This window comes from Arsukibacterium indicum (assembly GCF_019100565.1).
Classification (GTDB): domain Bacteria; phylum Pseudomonadota; class Gammaproteobacteria; order Enterobacterales; family Alteromonadaceae; genus Alishewanella; species Alishewanella indicum.
On sequence record NZ_JAHRID010000002.1, the window covers coordinates 394,608 to 415,774 of the forward strand.

At 49.7% G+C, this 21,167-nt stretch carries 18 protein-coding genes; 8 read left to right on the plus strand and 10 right to left on the minus strand.

Translation table 11 applies throughout. The features are described 5' to 3' along the window. Positions 1-121 precede the first annotated feature (121 nt). Positions 122-1,753 (plus strand): penicillin binding protein PBP4B, encoded by a 1,632-nt coding sequence (gene pbp4b / locus KQY15_RS06350; protein ID WP_217668336.1) that lies wholly within the window; start codon positions 122-124, stop codon positions 1,751-1,753. Positions 1,754-1,756: 3 nt separating this feature from the next. Here the strand turns inward: pbp4b and KQY15_RS06355 are convergent, their stop codons facing one another. After that, positions 1,757-3,547 carry an ABC transporter transmembrane domain-containing protein gene (locus KQY15_RS06355; protein ID WP_254795469.1) on the minus strand — a complete coding sequence of 597 codons (1,791 nt, stop codon included), beginning with the start codon at positions 3,545-3,547 and terminating at the stop codon, positions 1,757-1,759. Positions 3,548-3,680: 133 nt separating this feature from the next. Between KQY15_RS06355 and KQY15_RS06360 the strand changes: the two genes are divergently transcribed. The 3 genes from KQY15_RS06360 (at position 3,681) to KQY15_RS06370 (ending at position 7,900) form a co-directional block, all read left to right on the plus strand. Continuing rightward, positions 3,681-4,433, plus strand: a complete 753-nt coding sequence (locus KQY15_RS06360) for a class I SAM-dependent DNA methyltransferase (RefSeq protein ID WP_254795471.1) — start codon at positions 3,681-3,683, stop codon at positions 4,431-4,433. Between the two features lie 298 nt (positions 4,434-4,731). Next, entirely contained in the window at positions 4,732-5,586 is an 855-nt protein-coding gene (locus KQY15_RS06365; RefSeq protein ID WP_217668338.1) for an SMP-30/gluconolactonase/LRE family protein, read from the plus strand. A 235-nt stretch (positions 5,587-5,821) separates the two neighbouring features. Then, on the plus strand, positions 5,822-7,900 hold the full coding sequence (locus KQY15_RS06370) for a collagen-like protein (RefSeq protein WP_217668340.1): 2,079 nt from the start codon (positions 5,822-5,824) through the stop codon (positions 7,898-7,900). Between the two features lie 15 nt (positions 7,901-7,915). Here KQY15_RS06370 and KQY15_RS06375 read toward each other — a convergent pair whose 3' ends face one another. The 4 genes from KQY15_RS06375 to KQY15_RS06390 all read right to left on the minus strand — a co-directional run bounded on the left by KQY15_RS06375 (position 7,916) and on the right by KQY15_RS06390 (position 11,443). Beyond that, positions 7,916-8,431 carry a SixA phosphatase family protein gene (locus KQY15_RS06375; RefSeq protein ID WP_217668342.1) on the minus strand — a complete coding sequence of 172 codons (516 nt, stop codon included), beginning with the start codon at positions 8,429-8,431 and terminating at the stop codon, positions 7,916-7,918. 79 nt (positions 8,432-8,510) lie between these two features. After that, complete coding sequence (locus tag KQY15_RS06380) at positions 8,511-9,287, minus strand: DUF3307 domain-containing protein (RefSeq protein WP_217668344.1); 777 nt, start codon at positions 9,285-9,287, stop codon at positions 8,511-8,513. Next, positions 9,284-9,919, minus strand: a complete 636-nt coding sequence (locus KQY15_RS06385) for an RNA polymerase sigma factor sigma-70 region 4 domain-containing protein (protein ID WP_217668345.1) — start codon at positions 9,917-9,919, stop codon at positions 9,284-9,286. The genes KQY15_RS06380 and KQY15_RS06385 overlap by 4 nt, the downstream gene beginning before the upstream one ends. Before the next feature lie 153 nt (positions 9,920-10,072). After that, positions 10,073-11,443 carry a ribonuclease J gene (locus KQY15_RS06390; protein ID WP_217668347.1) on the minus strand — a complete coding sequence of 457 codons (1,371 nt, stop codon included), beginning with the start codon at positions 11,441-11,443 and terminating at the stop codon, positions 10,073-10,075. Positions 11,444-11,753: 310 nt separating this feature from the next. Here KQY15_RS06390 and katG point away from each other — a divergent pair, with 310 nt between their 5' ends. After that, the gene (gene katG, locus KQY15_RS06395) at positions 11,754-14,015 is read left to right on the plus strand and encodes a catalase/peroxidase HPI (RefSeq protein ID WP_217668349.1); all 2,262 of its coding nucleotides are present in this window, start codon (positions 11,754-11,756) and stop codon (positions 14,013-14,015) included. Between the two features lie 76 nt (positions 14,016-14,091). Here katG and KQY15_RS06400 read toward each other — a convergent pair whose 3' ends face one another. The 5 genes from KQY15_RS06400 to KQY15_RS06420 form a co-directional block, all read right to left on the minus strand. Beyond that, positions 14,092-15,366 carry a DEAD/DEAH box helicase gene (locus KQY15_RS06400; protein ID WP_217668351.1) on the minus strand — a complete coding sequence of 425 codons (1,275 nt, stop codon included), beginning with the start codon at positions 15,364-15,366 and terminating at the stop codon, positions 14,092-14,094. Between the two features lie 44 nt (positions 15,367-15,410). Next, the gene (locus KQY15_RS06405; protein ID WP_217668353.1) at positions 15,411-15,716 is read right to left on the minus strand and encodes a DUF6172 family protein; all 306 of its coding nucleotides are present in this window, start codon (positions 15,714-15,716) and stop codon (positions 15,411-15,413) included. Positions 15,717-15,899: 183 nt separating this feature from the next. Further along, positions 15,900-16,433, minus strand: coding sequence for a GNAT family N-acetyltransferase (locus KQY15_RS06410; protein WP_217668355.1), 534 nt, complete (start codon positions 16,431-16,433; stop codon positions 15,900-15,902). A gap of 5 nt (positions 16,434-16,438) precedes the next feature. After that, positions 16,439-16,954, minus strand: coding sequence for a MarR family transcriptional regulator (locus tag KQY15_RS06415; RefSeq protein WP_217668357.1), 516 nt, complete (start codon positions 16,952-16,954; stop codon positions 16,439-16,441). Positions 16,955-17,000: 46 nt separating this feature from the next. After that, the gene (locus KQY15_RS06420; protein WP_217668359.1) at positions 17,001-18,371 is read right to left on the minus strand and encodes a serine hydrolase domain-containing protein; all 1,371 of its coding nucleotides are present in this window, start codon (positions 18,369-18,371) and stop codon (positions 17,001-17,003) included. A 179-nt stretch (positions 18,372-18,550) separates the two neighbouring features. Between KQY15_RS06420 and KQY15_RS06425 the strand changes: the two genes are divergently transcribed. The 3 genes from KQY15_RS06425 (at position 18,551) to KQY15_RS06435 (ending at position 20,926) form a co-directional block, all read left to right on the plus strand. Continuing rightward, positions 18,551-19,378: a MipA/OmpV family protein gene (locus tag KQY15_RS06425; protein ID WP_217668361.1), complete on the plus strand. Its 828-nt coding sequence runs from the start codon at positions 18,551-18,553 to the stop codon at positions 19,376-19,378. Between the two features lie 348 nt (positions 19,379-19,726). Next, entirely contained in the window at positions 19,727-20,191 is a 465-nt protein-coding gene (locus KQY15_RS06430; protein ID WP_217668363.1) for a CreA family protein, read from the plus strand. 54 nt (positions 20,192-20,245) lie between these two features. Beyond that, the gene (locus KQY15_RS06435) at positions 20,246-20,926 is read left to right on the plus strand and encodes a hypothetical protein (RefSeq protein WP_217668364.1); all 681 of its coding nucleotides are present in this window, start codon (positions 20,246-20,248) and stop codon (positions 20,924-20,926) included. Positions 20,927-21,167 lie beyond the last annotated feature (241 nt).

Genomic DNA, 21,167 nt, shown 5'->3' on the forward strand with positions numbered 1-21,167 from the left:
TACTATTGCAGGAATACGTTAAATAACAAGATTTCAGGTTTTAAGCCTAACTTGATATAGTGAATCTATTCTGAACAGATAGTGTTTGTCTGATGATTGTGATGAAGGTAAAGGTGAACAGATGCGCTTAATTGTTGTGCTATTGTTGCTGGCCCTGAGCGGTTGTGTTGTGGCACCGGATACCGTAGAAAAGCAGGACATGCTGCCGCTGACAGGCGCCGAGCAACTGGCATTGGCAGAGCAGGCGGGCCAGCATCTGGTAAATTGGCCTGAGCAGCGCAGTAGCCGCCAGGAAGTTAATAACCGGCGCCTGTTTACCGGCTGGCAGGGTCAGGGCGTGTTACTCATTGATATGCAGCAGACACAATCAGCAACCATCGCTGTTAATGGCAAGCCGTTGCGACTAACCCGGCCAATGCATGGTACACCCTTTAAAATTGATATTTCAGCACTAACCCGTAATGGGCACAACCAGTTAAAGTTAGTGTCGATGCAACCTGCCACAGCAAAACTGACTATTGCCGTGCCCTACCCTGAACTTAATATGCAACAGGTTACTACTGCAGATCCGCAGCGCTTCAGTAAAGTAGACAAATTAATTAATGACGAAATTGCTGCCGGTTTCCCGGGTGCTGTTTTACTGGTTGTTAAAGATGGCCAGATTATTAAAGAAACCGCTTACGGCTATGCAATGCGCTACCAGGCTGACGGTTCAGTGCATCCAGAACCAGAGTCCATGCAAACCAATACCTTGTTTGATATTGCATCTAATACCAAAATGTACGCCACCACCTATGCTGTGATGCAGCTGGTCAGCAGCGGCATGCTGGATATTAACCGTCCTTTGACTGAATATCTGCCGGAATACATTGGTGATGGCAGAGAGCAGCGACTGGTCAGCGACTTGCTGTACCACACCAGTGGTTATGCGCCAGAGGTGCATTTCCACCGGCCCGATAACAGCAATGGTTCACTTTTTTATTCACTGAACAAAGCCTATACCGACCAGTTACTGCTGGCGCAGGTGCCGTTTGTCAGTGAACGGGCGAAAACCGCACGCTATAGTGATGTGAACTTTATGCTGCTGGGGCTGTTAATTGAGCGACTAACTGCCATGCCGCTGGATCGTTATTTAGAACAACACTTTTATCAGCCGCTTGGCCTGAATAATGTGCTGTTTACGCCGCTGCAAAAAGGGGTAGCGCCTGAAGGCATTGCCGCTACTGAACTGGATGGCAACAGCAGAGGTGGCCGGGTGAGTTTTCCCGCAAACCGCCAGGGGGTGCTGCGCGGCCAGGTTCATGATGAAAAAGCATTTCATGCACTGCAGGGCGTGGCCGGCCATGCCGGTTTATTCGCCACAGCCCGCGATCTGGCGGTGTTAATGAGTGTAGTGGCTCAACAAGGCGGCTATGGCTGGCAGCACTTTTTTAACCCGGCTGTGGTGCAGCAATTTACCCGGCCATCTGGCTATGACCACCGGTTTGGCCTTGGCTGGCGAACTGCCGCCGGTGGCGATTTAAACTGGCATTTTGGCGCTTATGCCAGTGACTATGCCTTTGGTCACACCGGCTGGACCGGCACCGCCACTGTGATAGACCCGGCCCACAATTTAATGGTGGTACTGCTGACCAACAAGAAACACAGCCCCATTACCGCCAACGGTGACAGCTATGAGTTCACTGGTGACAGTTTTGAAACCGGCCGTTATGGCAGCATTATGACCCTGATCTACGAGGCCGTGCTGCAATAGCTGTTAACCAGCACTGTCGGCGTTTAAAAACTGTAACTGAGCCAACTGCTGATACAACGCACAGCTTTGCATCAGTTCACTGTGTTTTCCTGCCGCTATAACCTGGCCGCGGTCCAGCACCAGAATGCGATCGACATGCAGCACCGTACTCAGCCGGTGGGCAATAATTAGGGTGGTTTTGCCTTGCATCAGGTGCGCCAGTGCCTGTTTAACATCATGCTCGCTGGCAGCGTCCAGCGCGCTGGTGGCTTCATCCAGCAACAGTAGCGGCCTGTCGGCCAGAATTGCCCGGGCAATGGCAATCCGTTGTTTCTGGCCACCCGACAACCGCACCCCGCGCTCCCCCAGCTGGCTATGGTAACCATCAGCCAGCTGCTGAATAAAACCATCTGCTTCTGCTGCTTTACAGGCGTCAATAACCTGTTGCTCGCTGGCGCCGGGCCGGCCATAGCGGACATTCTCCAGCACACTGCAGCCAAAAATCACTGCATCCTGCGGAACCAGGGCAAATTGCGCTCGTAGTACCGCAGGATCAAGCAAGCTGATATCAACACCATCCAGTAAAATGCGGCCTGCAGGTAAATTATAAAAACGCAGTAATAACTGAAATATCGTGGTTTTGCCGGCGCCACTTGGTCCGACTAATGCCACCCGCTCCCCCGGCTTAATATGCAGGTTAAGCTGATGCAGTACGGTTCGATCCGGTGACTGTGGATAGTAGAAACTGACATCGTCAAACAGCAAACTACCGGTTACCGGCTCGGTTAATGTCGCCGGTATCGACGGGGCAACAATCTCTACCGGCATTTCTGATAACTCTATTAACCGTTCAGTAGCCCCCGCTGCGCGCTGAATTTCGCCAATTACTTCACTAATGGTGGCAACCGCGCCAGCCACCACTACCGCATAAAACAGAAAAGCGGTAAGCTCTCCTGCGCTTATTCTGCCTGCCACCACATCCAGCGCTCCAGCCCATCCTACCAGGGTAACCGCACTGATACTCAGCAACATGACCACGCCAATTAACAAGGCCCGGTAAAAAATGCGGTGTTTTGCTGCCGCCATCACCTGTTCAATTTTGCTGGCAAACACCTGCTGGTCAAGGGTTTCATGGCCATACGCCTGCACGGTGTGAATTTCGTGCAGGCTTTCATCTACATGGGCACCAATATCAGCCAGCCGGTCCTGACTGGCCCGTGCCATACGTCGCACCCGCCGTCCCAGAACAAAAATAGGCACCAGCACCAACGGTACCGCTATTAACACTAATCCAGTCATTTTCAGGCTGGTAAAAGCCATCATCAGCACACCACCAATTGCCGTTACAGCCGATCGCAGTGCCATTGAAAAGCTGGAACCAACCACGGTTTGCAGAACCGTGGTATCGGCAGTAAAGCGGGAGATCACTTCACCGGTGCGGGTTTCACTGTAAAAGGCCGGAGACAACTGTAACATGTGCCGGTACACATGATTGCGAATATCGGCGCTAACCCGTTCGCCCAGCCAGGTCATCAGATAAAAACGGCAGAATACCGCTGTTGCACTGACCAAGGTGATCAGTAAGATCATCAGAATAATGTTATTCAGCCGGGCCGTGTCGCCAGCAGCAAACCCCTGATCAACCAGTAAACGCACCCCCTGCCCCAGTGCCAGCCACGCCAGAGAACCTATCAGTAAAAACAACATAGCGGCGGCCACCCGCCAGCGATAAGGAGTTAAAAACCGGCCGAGCCACGGCAACACGGCTGTGGCCAGCTTTTGGGAATTGTGGCTGCTATCAGCTATTTTCTGCAATGGAATTTTCCTGTTTCAGGGTTATTTGACTCAGGTTTATCATACTTGATTAACCCTGGCAGATGTAGCTACGCAATTTGACCAGATTGCTATATTATGCGCCAGCCAATTTCGCTGCTGCCAGCATGCCACTATGATATCAACCAATGCGTTATATACCGATTTATCGGAGTACTATGATTTAATGTGCCGTGATATCAATTATCTGGCACAAAGTAGCGCTGTGCACCGGCTGCACAGAATGCTGGGCAACAGCAGTTACTATCATCTTGACTTAGCCTGTGGCACCGGGTCCCATATCCGCCATTTTCTCGATTTGGGTTACCAGTGCTCTGGCCTGGATCTTAATCAGCCGATGCTGGAGCTGGCCCGGGCACGCTGCCCCCAAGCGCACTTTATTTTACAAAATATGTGCCATTTCACGCTGGATAAGCAGGTTGATCTTATTACCTGTTTTTTATACTCAGTTCATTACAGTGGAAGTATCAATTCGTTACAACAGTGCATTGCCAGCGTATTTCAGGCGCTGACTGCAGGCGGACTCTTTGTATTTAATGCCGTGAATAAAAATACTATCTGCAATCAGTCTGCCGTGCGTCATAGTACCCAGCTCGACAACAGCCATTTTGTATTTGAATCAGGCTGGCATTACAGTGGCGAGGGTGAGCAGCAAGCCCTTAAGCTTAGCATTGCCAGAACCAGCGCCGATATTACTCAGGTCTGGCAGGATCAGCATCCTATGGTAGCCGTCAGCTTTGCCGAGCTGCAGGCGCTGCTATGCCCCTACTTTGAGGTACATATACTGGCGCACGATTACGACAAAATTACCCCCTGGGACACCGCAGCAGGCAATGCCTTGTTTGCCTGTGTTAAGCGTGGTAACTGAATAGCTTATATCAGCAGATTGATCTTGCTCAGCGCCTGGGCATGGAGCAATGAACTCATAATTAAAGCTAGCTGCAAAACCTCCAATTGCAATATGCCTTGCTAATATAAAACTTACTTATTTATTAATCCTCATTTTCGCTATATTAACTAAGCTAATTATTTAACATTCAGTCTGTTATATTCATTTTTGTTGTTTTATTCTCGACAAACTAAAGTACTTTTATTCAATATTATAACTTTGTTGGCAAGCGGCTTAAGCTGACAGTATTTACCACAACTCAGTAGGGTATATAGCAATGAAAAAATGGCTAAAATCTGGAACTCTGTTAACCCTTTTATTATCTGCCGGGCTACACGTCAGCGCCTCCCCTAAGCTGGAACTATTGTGGCAAAGCGACGGTTTTAGGGTGCCGGAATCGGTGCTGGTTCATCAGCAACAGCAAGACAAGTTTCTGTTTGTATCTGAAATTGACGGTGCCGGCAATGCTGCTGATGGCGAAGGCGGCATAGCGCTGTTAAATACCGATGGCAGTATGCGCGTGCAGAACTGGTTACGCGGCTTGCATGCGCCAAAAGGAATGGCACAGTTTAACGGTAAACTGTATGTCGCTGATCTGACCGAATTGGTTATTATTGATATCGAAAGCGCAACCGTAACGGCAAAAATTCAGGCGCCGGGTGCAGTATTTCTGAATGATGTAACAGTTGATGATAACGGCGTGGTGTATGTTTCTGATACCCGCAAAAATGTTGTTTATCGATATAAAGACGGCACTATCAGCATCTGGCTAAAGGATATTGTTGCAGCTAACGGCTTAAAAGCTATCGGTAACGAACTGTATATTGCTGCTGCAGATCTGCTGCTAAAAGCAAGCAAAAGTGGCGAAATTACGCAAATAGCCAAAGGCTTCGCCGAACGGGCGGACGGCCTGGAACCGGTGAGCAATGGTGACTTTATCGTCAGCTGCTGGGCTGGCATTATTTACTATGTTAAAGCCGATGGCAGCATGACAACATTATTAGACACCCGCCAGCAAAAACTCAACACCGCTGATATTGGCTGGGATCCACAAAACCAGATCCTGTTCGTCCCCACTTTTGCTGGCAACTCTGTTGCCGCCTACCGGCTAACCGGCCTGGCGGCTGACTAGAGTAATCTATTTGTCGTTGTTGCCGGAGCAGTTCGCTGCACCGGTAGCTTTTTCCATTTCTGAGCCAAAACGCTACATAGCCCTGCAAATAACTGCGAAAATGTTTCTGTTTTGCTGCATCCAGTTGCGCTAGTCAGTCGTTGCTTGCAGTGGAGGTGAGCATTTTATGCTGTATCAGGTTCAGGCTGTCGACCTGCTGTTCGCCAAACACAGTTGATTAAGCAAGGAAAATACTATGATGCATTCAAAATTTGTTCGAGCGGCTCGCGGGCCGATGTCATTAAGTGCAGTAGCCCTGGCAATGATGCTTGCCCTTACCGGTTGCGACGGTGACGATGGCGTAGCTGGCCAGCCCGGTGCAGACGGTGCACCAGGCCAGCCAGGTGCAGATGGGACGCCGGGTTTTGCTGCGGCTGATTTTCTGGTAGCAAATAACGGCAGTGAAAATAGCGGTACCGTTGACCTGATTAACCAGAATGCCGCAGCACTAAAACGTTTTACCGGCCTGAATAATCAGGGTGTCGTACTCGACCCGCTTGGTAATCTGGTTCAGGCAGGCGATAGCAGCAATGGCAGTCTGAAAACATTTTGCCAGATTGCAATGCGGCCTGACGGCGCGGCCTTTAACCCAATGCTTGACCGGGAGCTAACCGGAGCCACTACCGGCCTGGTAAACCCAAAAGGCATCGCATTTTCCCAGCAACGTGGCCTGGTGTTTATTGCTGATCAAACAGCCATGCAGGTTACCGTTTACGGGGCAGCCGCGGCTGGCGATGCTGCACCGCTGGCTACCACAACCACAGAGGCAATGCCCTGGGATCTGTTTTACGATGAAATCAATGACCGGTTATATGTTGCACTGACCAATGGTGTGCTGTCTGTGTACGATAACTACGTTAACGGTAACTATGCCGCCATGCCAAGCCGCAGCATAACCCCAGTCGATGACAGCGGCATGCCATTATCGGTTAACTTGCACGGCATAGCTTATGACCGGGTATCTGACAAAATGGTGTTATCAGATGTTGGTAGTGCCAGCGATGCCACTGATGGCAGCCTGTTTGTATTAAATAATATCTCGGTTGCAGATGGTGAAGTCGTTCCGGCAAGGGTTATCAGCGGCCCGGCAACGCTGCTGGGTAACCCGGTTGATATTGTGCTGTCTGGCAGTGAGCTGCGGGTAGCAGAAAAAGCCAATGATGCCATTTTAGTGTATGCCAACATATTCGCGGGCCAGAGTGGCGACATTGCCCCGGATTTAGCTACCACAGCTATCAAACCGGAATCACTGGTGCAGCTTACATCACCACGTCAGCACCCGGATATTTCAGATACCACTGTACCGTCGGTGTTGCTGGGAGTGGCTGTTTCCAGTAACCCCGCAGCAGCAGGCCCTACTACCGGCCAGATCAGTCGGGTTACTGCCGCCCTTACCAGTGAGCTCAGTCAGTACAATGCATTACAAACGATTGAAAGTGTTACTTTTGATATAGCCGGTGATAGTTATACTACCTTTGATAATGCTGAGGGAGGCGGCATTGTCATCTCTAACCGGGTTGCCAGTCAGCGCAGTGCTGAGCAGTATTCAACTGCGCAGGATCGCATTATAAGCGGTAGTAACACTGGCTTAATATCGCCAAAAGGCCTGGACATCGACTCGGCCAGTGGTTTGATATTTGTTGCAGAAAATAATCCGGCGACACCCGGAGTTTTAATTTTCTCCAGCTGTACCAGTGGCAACGCCGCGCCCGTTCTTACGTTAAATACCGCACCTGCCCAGCCGTGGGATGTCGATTATGATCCGGCCAGCGACAAAGCCTTTGTTGCCCTGACTAATGGTACGGTCGCGGTATTTAATGAAGTAAGAAGCAAATGGCTGGCGGGCACCACTGATATCAGCGCTGCTGACCGCATTATTACCCCGGCAACCGGCGGGGTTGCGCTGGCTGCACCGACTAATCTGCATGGTATTGATTATGACTTTGCCAGTGATGCACTAATCGTTTCTGATGTGGGCAGTGCGGCAGATGCCACTGACGGCAAAATTTATGTCCTGAATAATGCCAGCACCGCTAGTGGCTTAACCAACATTGCGTTAAATATCAGCGGTAATAATTCAGCCCTGGGTAATCCGGTAGATATTATGTATAGCGGTCAGCATCTGTACGTGGCGGAAAAGTCGAACAATCTGGTACTACGGTTTGATGATATTCTCAACAGCGGCGGCGGCAATATAGCTGCAGATGCCAGTTTTGCTTTTACGGCACCAGAGTCTGTAGCCATAGTACCGCGGTACCTTAGCAACCGGCAGTAGGTTTACTGGCTTGCCTCAGGTTTTCGCTTTAACCGTCTGGCCACAACCAAAAGGTTGATGTTGCAGCGTCACACTGACTTGCTCACCCAGCTGCACTTTATACAGCAGGTTGTATTGTTGTTCAGACAGCGGCGCAACTTCAATGCCACTGAAAAGTTTAACCAGTTCAGGTACGGTGTTGCTGTGTCCTACTACCAAAACGGGCCGGCTAAATGTCTGAATTTGCTTGTGCAGTTGCTCTGGCTGCCGCGGGTCATAACTGGTCACCGTCAGTTGCTTGCTGGCCGCGACGGGTTCAGCGGTTTGCCGGGTGCGCTGATAAGGCGTGGCAAACACGGCCTCAAGTTCAATATCGTTAAAATAACGGGCCAGGGCTGCTGCTCTGGCCTGGCCACATTCAGATAGCACCGGATCTTTGCTACCGTCCTGCTTTTCAGCATGGCGTACCAGATAAATAGTATTGGCGCTGACCTGCAGCGCCAGCACACAGCTTATCGCGCCACACCAGGGTAAAAATTTGGCTATTTTCATTATTATGCTTCCTTTACAGCACTTAGTGGGATGCCGTTACAAGTGGGCCAGCCTGCCGATACTAACGTTAATATTTGAGTCACTGGCCGCTTAACGGTAAAAACCCTGCTGGCAGTATAGCCAGTAAAACAATGGCAACCAGTAAGGTAAGGCCAAAACTCAGTAGCGAGCCCAGCAGAATATATTCTGTTAGTGCCCGGTCGTGCGAGTCACGTAAATCGTTATAACGCAGTACTGATTTTGCCGCCACTACCAGCCCGACGCCCGAGTACTGGCCTGCAAGGATTAAAGTCAGGATCACTAAACGCTCGGCAATACCAATTAAATGCCCTGCCGCCGGTGAGCCCTGCTTTTCGCTGCTGGCTGGTGCCGATATGTTTGTCAGCACCATTCCTATCAAAACCGATGCCGGCTTAATCAGTAGCAAATAGCCCAGCAACATCAGCAGATACTCTGTTTTCAGCAGTGTTAAACCCCAGTCAGCGAGGGCCTGGTAACCGACATCTGCCAGCAGCAGCCATACCAGCAGAATAACCAGCAAATGCAACAGCTGGTCCAGCACAAAATAACGCAGGCCGGTAAAATATGACTTGCCGATATCGATCAGCAGGTGGCTGGCCGCAATCAGCAACGCTACACCAATAGTGCTGCTAAAGCCGACGGCCGGCCAGCTGAGGTTATACCACAACACCAGCAATAGCAGGTTCAGGCCAAAATGGATTAAAGTGTGATAATACAGCTGGGCACAGCGCCAGTGCCGCGCCGCCCGGGCCAGTACCCAGGCGGTGGGCTGCAAAAAGAAATCGGCCACAATATGTACCAACACTAACCCCAGCAGTAAGCTGCTGTCAGTCATTGCAAACTCCTTGTAATATGGCTGTCGCAGTAATGAATAAACGCCTGCAGCAGTTGATAGTCAGCGTGATTATTATTGAGCAATTTAGTGACATTCTCCCGGGAAGTTCCCAGTTTGCCGGCGATACTTTCGTGAGAACTGCCTGGCGTCAGAAAATACAGGAGCAGAGCCTCGGCCTGACGGGCAGTCAGTTTAGCAAGCATGTTGTCAGCCAGTTGCAGCGGCACGGCCAGTATCTGCTGCAACTGGGGTTGCTGGCTATGAATAGTTAAACGCTGGCCAGCAGGTAGTTTATCCAGACCATTGCCCGACAACGTAAAAGCCGGGCCGCTGGCGCTTTTCACATCATCCCGCAAATTAGTCACTTCACCCAGACCAATGCTGATTTTGCAATCACGGCCCAGGCTTAACAGGGTTAGCCGGATATAAATAGCCAGTTTTACCGCTGCAGCAGGCTGCGCTAACAGAATCTGAAACGCATCGCCGCGGTAAAAGTTATAGCTGCAACCCAGCGATTCTGCCTGTGAAACCAATAGCTGCTCTAACTGGTACAGCACACTATCGTACTGGCCACCGGCAATACTGCGTGATTTAACAAAGTCGCCGGTTAATACGGCATAGTTAGCTGGCATAACAATCTCAGGCAGCGGGTCAGGCCTTTAATAGTAACTTAATTCGGTTACATGTCAAATATGTAACCGCTAATGGTTACATAATATAAAAGTAACTAAATAAGGTTACATTTATAAGATGAGTTCGTGGCGTGTCTGCCGTTAACAGTAGTCTTAATGCTCAACTGCAATTCTGCCCGTTGTAACCGCCTGTGGCCAGATATGCGGCTGTGGCGCCAGCACAAATAAGTCACCATTCTGGCCTACCAGCTGCTGCGGGATGCCCGCTGCACGAGCTACCTGCGCATTTGCCTGAATATGCGCTGCTTCGCCATGCACCGGGACAGCAATAGCCGGTTGCACATAGCGATACATGATGTCGAGCTCACCCTGGTTCGGGTGGCCTGACACATGAATAAGCTCACTGCTATCGGCGCTTTGCACAGTACGTACTTTCAGGGCGTTCAGCTGCGCTATTAAACGGCTAACCAGCATTTCGTTGCCTGGGATCAGAATAGCGCTGAACAATACCAGGTCATTTTCTTCCAGCATTAAATGCGGGTGGCGCTGCTGGGCCAGCCGGTTAAGGGCTGCTCTGGGTTCACCCTGGCTGCCGGTCGCAACCACCAGCACTTCGTTAGCAGGTAAATACCCCACATGTGACGGCTCAATCAGCGGAATATCTTCCGGCCAGTAACCACAAGCCCTGGCCGCACCTACCATATTTTCCATCGCCCGGCCAAACAACGCTAAATAACGACCGGTACGCCGGGCAATCTGGCCAAGGCTAATCAAACGGCCAATATTACTGCTGAAACCACTAACTACCACCCGCTGTTTTTCATGGCGGATCAGCTGATATAGCCCCTGATAACAGGCGGTTTCAGACTCAGAAAAACCCGGCTTCAGTGCATTGGTGGAATCACAAACCATCGCGGTAATATTCTGGGCTGCCAGTCGTTTAAATACCTGCGGTTTAAAAGGCCGGCCAGTCATTGGCGCTTTATCTATTTTCCAGTCGGCGGTGTGGAATACTTTACCGGCCACAGTGCTGATAACCAGTGCCTGCGGCTCAGGAATAGAATGAGTGATGCTCAGCCAGTTTATTGAAAATGGACCAATGGTACAGGTACCGCCAAGCGGGATCTCAACAATGGGCATATCCTGCGATAAACCACTGCGGGCAATTTTGCGGCGTAAAATCTCTGCCGCAAAAGGCGAGCAATACACCGGGCAACCAAAGCGCGGCCATAAAAACGGTAAGGCGCCAATATGATCCTCATGAGCATGAGTGATAATAATACCTGTCAGCAATTCTTTGCGTTTAGCGATAAATGCCGGATCGGCCGCCTGCACTTCTGCGGTAATGGGGCTGGATATGGGTTGCAGCGGATTATAAAACGTCACCCCGCAATCAACCATTAACCAGCGGCTGTCATGACCGTACAGATTAAGGTTCATGCCAATTTCGCCACAGCCGCCTAACGGCAAAAACCATAAATCATGGGGGCCAGGCAGCATATCTGCAGGTAAGCGGGCAATCAAAACAGCATCCTTGAACATTAAAAGATAGCTATTGTACGCAGCCTGCAGCAAATTAGTACATTACCTTGCTGCCAACCGCCTTAAATCGATAATATAGATTAAGGTTATCGCTTTATTTCACATTAAGTAATCATAAACTTACTATACTATTTTCAGCGCTACTTTCTGGCACCAACGATTTTGATGTCTGGCCGGGAATGACCTGTTGTTAACCACACAAATCTGCAGCAACAAGATAAACAACAGCGTTCATCAGTAGCACTACCTGCTTGCGTATAACAACGATGAGTTAACGAAAAGGACGGGAATAATGAAGAAGAATCTAAACAAATCCATACTGGCCGGCATGATGAGTATGCTGCTGACATCCGGTGCAGTTTTCGCCAATGACCCGCAAAAGCCTGAAATGGTGAAGCCCAAGGGCGCGGTTGCTACCGGCGCCATCAAAGGAGTAGCTGTCAGGGATAATCAATTCTGGTGGCCGGATCAACTGGACTTATCAGCCCTGCGTGATCATGACGCACGTTCTAACCCTTATGGCGCTGACTTTAGTTACGCTGATGCTTTTAACAAACTGGATCTGGCCAGGGTGAAGCAGGACATTAATGCCCTGCTAACCGAGTCGCAAGACTGGTGGCCAGCCGACTTTGGTAATTATGGCCCCTTCTTTATCCGAATGACCTGGCACAGCGCCGGCACCTACCGCACCCTGGATGGCCGTGGCGGCGCCGGCGGCGGTCAGCAACGCTTTGAGCCGTTGAACAGCTGGCCTGATAACGGCAATTTAGATAAAGCCCGGCGTTTGTTGTGGCCGGTTAAACAAAAATACGGTGAAGCACTGTCATGGTCAGATTTAATGGTGCTGGCAGGTAATGTCGCATTGGAAAATATGGGCTTTAAAACCTATGGCTTTGCCGGCGGCCGCGCAGATGACTGGGAACCGGATATGGTGTACTGGGGGCCGGAAGTTGAAATGCTGGCCAGTGACCGCGAAGATGCCGATGGCAAACTGCAGCGGCCGTTAGGTGCCACCCATATGGGCCTGATTTACGTAAACCCTGAAGGCCCCAAAGGTTTGCCTGATCCACTGGGGTCTGCCAAAAATATCCGGGTAGCCTTTGAACGGATGGCGATGAACGACGAAGAAACCCTGGCATTGATCGCAGGTGGCCATACCTTTGGTAAAATGCACGGTGCACACAAACCAGCAGATTGTGTTGGCGCAGAACCCGCTGCAGCCGGTATTGAAGAGCAAGGCTTTGGCTGGAAAAACAAATGTGGCAAAGGTCACTCTGAAGACACGGTAACCAGTGGTCTGGAAGGCGCCTGGACTCAGGCCCCTACCCGCTGGACCTCACTGTATTTAAGTAATTTGCTTAATTTCGAGTGGAAACAAACCCGCAGCCCGGCTGGTGCTATTCAGTGGATCCCGACCGATGAATCCCTGCATAAAGCAGTACCTGATGCGCATGTTAAAGGCAAGTTTAACCCGCCGGTAATGACTACAGCAGATCTGGCGCTGAAATTTGACCCGGAGTATCGCAAAATTGCAGAGCGTTTTCTGGCAAATCCGGAAGAATACCGCTTAGCCTTTGCCAAAGCCTGGTACAAACTTACCCACCGCGACATGGGCCCGCCACGTAACTTCTTAGGCCCCGAAGTACCGGCTGAGGTATTGGTATGGCAAGATCCTATTGATCAGACAACTCAGTCCACCATTAACGAGCGGGATGTTAAAGCCCTTAAAGCCAAAATTCTGGACAGCGGTTTAACGGTGCCCGAACTGGTGCGCGTGGCCTGGGCATCTGCTGCCAGCTACCGTGATACAGATATGCGTGGCGGTGCCAATGGTGCCCGCATAGCCTTAGCACCGCAGAAAGACTGGGCAGTGAATAACCCGGCTGAAACCGCTAAGGTACTGAACGCATTAAAAGGCATTCAGACCGACTTTAACAAAAGCAGAAGAAAAGTATCGCTGGCTGACTTAATCGTGCTGGGCGGTGCTACTGCAATTGAAAAAGCAGCCAAAGACGCCGGTTACACCATTACCGTTCCCTTTAAACCAGGCCGTGGTGATGCCACTCAGGAAATGACTGACGTTAATGCCTTTAACCTGCTGGAGCTGACAGCTGATGGCTTCAGAAATTACTTTGATGCCGATGCCAGCTATAAATCACCAACAGAGATGCTGGTTGATAAAGCAGACCAGCTGGATTTGAGTGTACCGGAAATGACCGTATTAGTTGGTGGCCTGCGTTCGCTTAACGCCAACTATCAGGGCGCTAAACATGGTGTATTTACCGATAAGCCCGGTACCTTAAACAATGATTTCTTCGTTAACCTGCTGGATATGTCTACCGTCTGGCAAAAAGCTGACACTGAAGGCGTTTATCAGGGCTTAGACCGTAAAACCGGCCAGCAAAAATGGACAGCCACCTCGGTTGATCTGATTTTCGGTTCAAACTCTGAACTGCGGGCAATTGCTGAAGTTTATGCTTTCGACACTTCAAAACAGAAGTTTGTTGATGACTTTGTCAAAGCCTGGACTAAGGTGATGAACCTGGACCGCTAAGCTGTAAAGTTAATCGTAACCAAACAAAAAGGGCCTGCGGGCCCTTTTATTATTTGAATTTTATTGCATAAGAATATTACTTAGCACGGCCCGGCTTCGTTGCAGACTTAGGCTTTGCTTTCGCGGGGCTTACCGGGTCTATCATAGTTGCCGTGGCTTTATTAGAGCGGCCGGTTAACACTTTGCGCGAAATACTTTTCAGTAATGAGCCACGGTTACTGACTTCAAAACCCGGTTTGTTGATTCGGGTAATACTACTGCCAATCAGCTTTTGAATGCGCTCCAGCGTTTGTTCTTCCTCGCGGCTGACAAAGGAAATGGCCGTACCCGAGGCGCCGGCCCGGCCGGTGCGGCCAATCCGGTGCACGTAATCTTCCGGCAAATACGGCAGGTTAAAATTCACTACATAATCCAGGCCCTGAATATCCAGGCCGCGGGCGGCGACTTCAGTGGCAATTAATACCTGCAGCTTTGCCGATTTAAAATCAGCAATAGCACGGCGCCTCGCGCCCTGGCTTTTATCGGCGTGGCAAACCGCGGCATTCACTTTGCGCTTTTGCAGCTCTGCTAACAGGCGGTCGGCCTGCTCTTTGGTGCTGGTAAATACCAGTACCTGAAACCAGTTGTGCTCGGCCAGCAGCTGCTCAAACAATTCAATTTTGCGGTTTTCTTCTACCGGATACACCACATGGTTTACGGTATCAGCCGTGCTGTTAGTTTTCGCCACCCGGATTTGCTGATGATTACGCAAAATTTTATGCGATAACTCATTTACCGCCGGCGAGGTAGTTGCTGAGAATAACAAGGTCTGGCGCTTAGTGGCGGTTTGTTGCAACAGGTTGAATACATCGGTGCTAAAGCCCATATCTAACATGCGGTCGGCTTCATCCAGCACCACAAATTCCACGTCACTCAGAATCACGTTACCAAGGGCAATATGTTCCAGCAACCGGCCCGGGGTACTGATCACAATATCCACGCCGGCAGCTAATTTACTGGTCTGGCCGCCCATTTTTACGCCACCGTACAAAGCAGTAACCGTTAGCGGTAAAAACTGCGCATAGCCCGTTATCGCTGCGCCAATTTGCTCAGCCAGTTCGCGGGTAGGCGTTAAAATCAAAGCACGTGGCCGTTTTTCCATGGTGGCTTTAGGGGTATCCAGCATTCTTTGTAATACCGGAATAGCAAAGGCAGCGGTTTTACCGGTACCGGTTTGGGCCGTAACCTGTAAGTCTTTGCCACGGCGCGCCGGCACAATGGCCTGCTGCTGCACCGGGGTCATCTCGCTGTAGCCATATTCTGCCAGGCCGCGTTGTAAATCAGGAGCTAAATCTAACGATGAAAAGTGCATCAGGTGTCCTCTGTAGCCACGCTACAGTTAATAGTATCAGTGAATTAGTCTGCCGCTACATCAGTATCGCGCGGCTTATGATTACAAGCACGGGCCAAAATCTCGATATAGAACGCCGGCAACGCTTCTGCCACCGCAGCATCAATTTTTTTATTAATCTCAGAGGTGAAAATCTGTTCTGCCTTGTCCTCTGTTGCGCCAAAGCGACAATCAAAGGTCCAGTAATCTTTGTCATCCGGCAGTGCTTTACGCCGCTCGCGGGCCAGGTACTTTTTTATCTCATGCTTAATGGCGTCTACCAAACGGGCTGGTTGCAGCTTAGGGTGAGTTAACGCGAATGTTTTTTTCATAAAAATTCCTACAGGTGGGCACACTCACAACATAAAGCTGAACGCGCAGAATAATGCGCGCATTCTACATGGATACGCTAAAGATAACCGCCACTATCTGTAATTTAGCCGTATATTTAAACAGAGTACCAAGCTGCAACTTTACAGAGCAAGCTCAATGCCGTATCAAAAAATTCAGGAAGTTTACGCCGTCTGATACTGATACAACTTATTTTCTGCGCCATACAGGGAAATATTGTCTTTAAAAGCAAAGCCCAGTTTCAACAATAAAGCATTTGAACGCAGGTTATCTGGTTTAGTTACCGCCAGTACTGTGCGCAGGTTATAAGTTTGAATGGCCTGGCTAAGCACAGCCGCTGCCGCTTCCCGGGCATAAGCCTGGCCGCAAAATGCTGGCAAAAATGCAAAGCCTAAATCAGGCAAACTCAGTTCAGGCCTTTTCAGTAAACCACACATGCCAATCGGAGTGGCCGGTTCATTAATTGAGCGCGGTGTCGCATTTTTTAGCAGCACCATATTCAGGCCAAAACCATGGGTGTGATAGCTGGCGAGTGGGCCGTTAGTTAAATAATTTTCAGCATCGGCCACGCTACGCACCTGTTTATCGGCAATATAGCGGATAAACGACTTATCGTTTAGCAGCTGCACAATAAACTGCGCATCCTGCACGGTAAAGCGGCGAATTATTAAATGCGCGGTTTCACAAATCAGGCTCATGCTGGCTATTGCACTCTTGTGCTCAGCCCCTGCTGCAGCTTAAACAGCAGGTGTTTTAGCTGCGCTTTTTCGTTGGCTGAAAAGTCATTAAGCACCTGTGCTGCCCGATGAAAGCGTATAGTCGTTAGTTCATCTATCACAGCCAGCCCATGCCCGGTTAAGCGGATTGGCCTTGAGCGCATATCGGTTTCACTTGGCACCCGGTCAATCAGCGCTTTATCTATTAAGCGGTTAAGACAGGTTGTTAGCGCACCAGAGGTAATGCGTACCTCCTCTAGCAACAACGACGGCTTAACCTGAAAGGGTGGCCCCTGCCTTCTGGCACAGGCCAGCACATCGTGTTCAGTCTGACACAAATTAAATGGCTTTAACTGCTGTAAACCAAGGGTATCAGCATTGGCGCCCACGCCAATTACCAAGCCAACCAGTGCCGCATCTTCAACCGGTAATTCTGGATGTATATCATGCCATTGCCGGGCAACCCGGTTTAACAGCGCCGGCACCTGATTTATTTTATTCATTTACAACTCCGCTGCCATATCGCAGTAACACCATAAAAAAGATAAGTTATTGCACTTTTTGGCCCAGCAATACATTTCCGTTTATCACAATTTTTATTGTGCCCGGCTCAAACGAGATAGTCACTTCGTCGGTGTAGGTCAGCTTCAGTTTGTTATCAGCAGCCAATACCATTAATTCTTCATTTAAAAACAATTTGCCATCAATAGCCTGCAGGGTAACGACGTTGGATTGCATCATCAGATGCTTCTGCAGTTCACCTTCAGCAAAGGCGTAATTGCCAAGCATACCGGCAAACGCCGCCACCGGCGCCAGGCTGCGCTTATCCGGCAGCGTATAGTTTATGTCATTTAAAGCAAAAAACAGTCCGGCCATTAACTGCAAAATGGGCGTATTGCCCCAGTTGGCGGTAATAGCAATAAAGTCGTCCTGCTCTGGCAGACGCAGCATTACACTCTTGGTACCATAGCCGCTGCCGGCAGCAAAATACATCTGCTGATCGCCAAACGGTTTTAATGTCCAGCCATAACCATGCGCATCACCATCTTCCGATTGAATATGCGGCTGAAACATCAGTTTAGTCATCTGTGGCGACAACACCTTATGCTGCTCCAGCGCCAGCATAAATTTGTGTAAGTCGTCTACGGTGGAGTACAGGCCACCGCCCGGGTTTACCCCCAGATGCTTAGCTCTGGCAGCGCTGGCAATACCCGCAGGGGTAATGCGGTAGGGTGTTGCCTGCCGGGCAATAACGTTACTGCCTTCATACACCCCACTATCGTTCAGATTAAGTGGCTTGATAATATTTTCAGTCAGATAAACTGAAAACGGTCTCTTTGATACCGTTTCAATAATCCGGCCCAGCAGTATAATGCCACTATTTGAATATTCATAACGGCTACGGGGCGCAAACAGCAACTGCTGGTTGTTAACCAGTTGTTCGATTTGTTCGCGTAAGCTCAGGTTCTGGTGGGCCTGAATGCCAGACTCCCGTGGCAAACCGCTGCTATGGGTCAGCAGATGATGCACGGTTACTGTTTCAGCCCAGCCGGCTGTCAGCTCGGGAATATAGCTTGCAACCGGCGCATCCAGTTTTACCTTGCCGGCATCAGCCAGTTGCAACAACGCCGCCACCGTAAATACTTTTGAAATTGAATTTATGGAAAACCTGACATCCGGGCTGTTTGGTACAGTGAATTCTCTGTTGGCCAGACCATAACTGGCCAGTAGCAATGGCTCTCCCTGCTGTACCACCTTAACCGTGCCGGAAAAGCCATATACATCAGCATAAGCCTGCGCTATCTCATTAAGCTCGGCACGGATAGCGTTTTCTGACGAAGAGTTGAGTGCTGATACCGACCCCGCAGCCCCGGTAAGCAATACCAACAAACCGGCAAACCAAACTTTTATCAGGCTCATTTTCAATCTCCTTTATATGATGCACTGCGTTTTAAAGTCAGCGCACTATAGCAAGGACTTTATCTTTACGTAAAGATAAAAGAATGACAGATCTGTTTTCCTACTTTGCACGTTAAGGTTAATCAGATCCTATACTCAGCAATAACATTCTGGTTTAACGCAATTGATGGAATTTTCAGATGAAAACGCTTAACACATTATTATTAGTTTTAGTATTTCAAAGTTTTTTATTATCAACCGCTTTGGCACAAAACAGTAAAACAGCCATGGTACCCCTGCCCTCTGTTGACGACTTTTCCCGCGGTGAAGATGGCTGGAGCTTCGGTTTAGGCCTGGGCGTTGAATATGAAACAGCCTATGAAGGCTCGGATGAGTTTGGGGTTGAAATTCAGCCTGCTGGCGCTGTGCAATGGCGCAGCGGTGACAATGTGTTCTTTTTTGCCGGTGAAGCACTTGGTTGGCGCGGGCTTCGCGCTGAAAACTGGTTAGTTGAAGCAGTCATAGGCTTTGATGAAGGGCGTGAAGAGAACGATTCTGATGACGGTCGCTTAGATGGGTTGGGTAATATAGAAGAAGGCTTTGAATTCGTACTGCAGGCCCGTCGCGCGCTGGCTGCCGATTGGCGCTATTGGTTAGTTGGCCGGGCTGTGGTCACCGAAAACGGTAATCTTGGCCTGTTTGGAGTTGGGCGTCGCTTCGGCGATAAAAATGACGGCTCAGGCCATGAAATTAATGCGGTTGTGGTATTTCACGACAGCGAATTCGCCAATACCGGTTTCGGCATAACTGCTGAGCAATCCGCTGCATCAGGCTTAAACGAAACCAGCTTAAGCGGCGGGTTGCGCTCGTTCGGCCTGGATTACAATTATCGCCATATCGTTAACGATAGCTGGCAGATTTTCGCTGAAGCACTTTATGAGCATTTTAGTAGCGACGTTCGCAACAGCCCCATTGCCCGCAGCAACTACGAGGCGGAAATAGGTATTGGTTTTATTTATGTGTTCTAAATTACTCAGCGGCGGGTTTCAGATAAAACACAGGGCGATACCACAGCCCTGTTTGTTGGCGGAAGTGTCAGTGGAAATTACTTTCTGAACTTCATTTCCTGCATCAGCGCTGTGCTCATTACCGTGCGGTATTCTGCACGGTTGCCGCTCTCTTCTGCCATTTTTTCCATTGTCTTCTTAGTCCACTCCAGGTACTTAACGCGACGCTTTGTAAGCCATCAGCAAACCAGGACGTCAAGTGGTCCGTTTTCAGCAGCCACCGTAAAGGGGACAACAGCTAATAGTCACATATCCTGCTAACAATGTTATGCTTGACAACGCTAAGATAACAGCTTCAAGGAGAATGCCATGCGCCCGATTTACTGTGGAATACTATTGCTGATGCTGACTGGCTGTGGCAAAAATGAAGTGGGCGATGTGTCATTGGGGGTATTTACCACCAAGGATATTAAACTTGATGCGGTTGTCGACCCTGTCGTTACCGGGGTTACCTGCCATGTGTCCAGTATTGAGGCTAACCTGGATTTTTCCGACCCATCCGACAGCTCGATCGCCTGTCGCCAGACCGGCCCTATCACCGCCCAAATGATTGCTCAGATAGATAAAAGCAAAAATGGTGAGGTGCTGTTTACCAAATCCAAAAGTATCTTTTTTAAAACCATGAAAATACGTCGTATTCTGGACGCTGAAAACCAAACCCTGATGTACGTCTCATACTCCACCAAAGAAACCTCCGGCAGCTTTAAACACAGCTTATCTACTGTGCCGTTATGGGGAACGGAGGCCTATAACGCAGCGAAAGTGCAAAATTAATCTATTTTAATAGTTCCGGTTACAAGCTCTGTTTTATCAGGAGGTATGTCAAGCATGGCAGTTCAGAGCCACAATATTCAGTTATGGTGGCTGGCACTATTGGCCGGGCTTATTCCACTACTTACTATTCATGTCACTTTTGCCATTTCTGTTATAGAGGGGTTCGTGCCATGGTGCATACCCTATTGGGACAGCTGCACCAGCATTAGCCGCACAGGGCGCTATGGCACCTCTTATTTTATCTTTAAAGGTACCATGCTACCTGCAGCAGTAATCGGTATGGTGTTCTGGTGGCTTAACGGCCGTTGGTTACTGCAACTGGGTACAACCGGTTATGGCCGTCATTGGGTGCAATGGCTCGGGCTGGTGGCCTGTGTTGCCCTGGCAGCATACACGCTGGCTCTGGGGCATGAGGGTGAGGGTTTTAACATCACCCGCCGAATCGGCGTCGTACTCTATTTTTCGCTCACGTACCTGGCGCAGTTGCTGATAAGTGCTGCGCTGCAGCGGCACCATCGCTGGTATAAAACCGGAAATTATCTTATGTGGCTCTGTAAGGTGACACTAATGGTGGGAATTATTTCTGTCATTCTTACTGCGGTAGTACCTGATTTATACAGCCAGCTGGACGATGCCTTTGAATGGGTATTAGCACTACTGATAAACCTGCATGCACTGTGGCTGGCAGTGCTATGGCGGCAAAGTGCGTTTCAGGCAAGTTTGTTGGCTAAGTAAGCAACGTTGTGCCAGTTTTACTGGGGCGTGTTGACGTTTGCTGGTTAGATTTTGTTCTTCAGTCGGCGTTTTGATCGCAAAACGAGGAGTGCGATTTAGTTATTCTAAATAAACGACGAGTGACAAAGAACAAAGCGCCGCCAGATGAACCCTTCGGGCAGCGTGTGGCTGGCATTTCTACTGCGTTATCGCTTGTTCATGTAGAGTAACTACACATCACAAGCTCTGCCTTGTATAAATA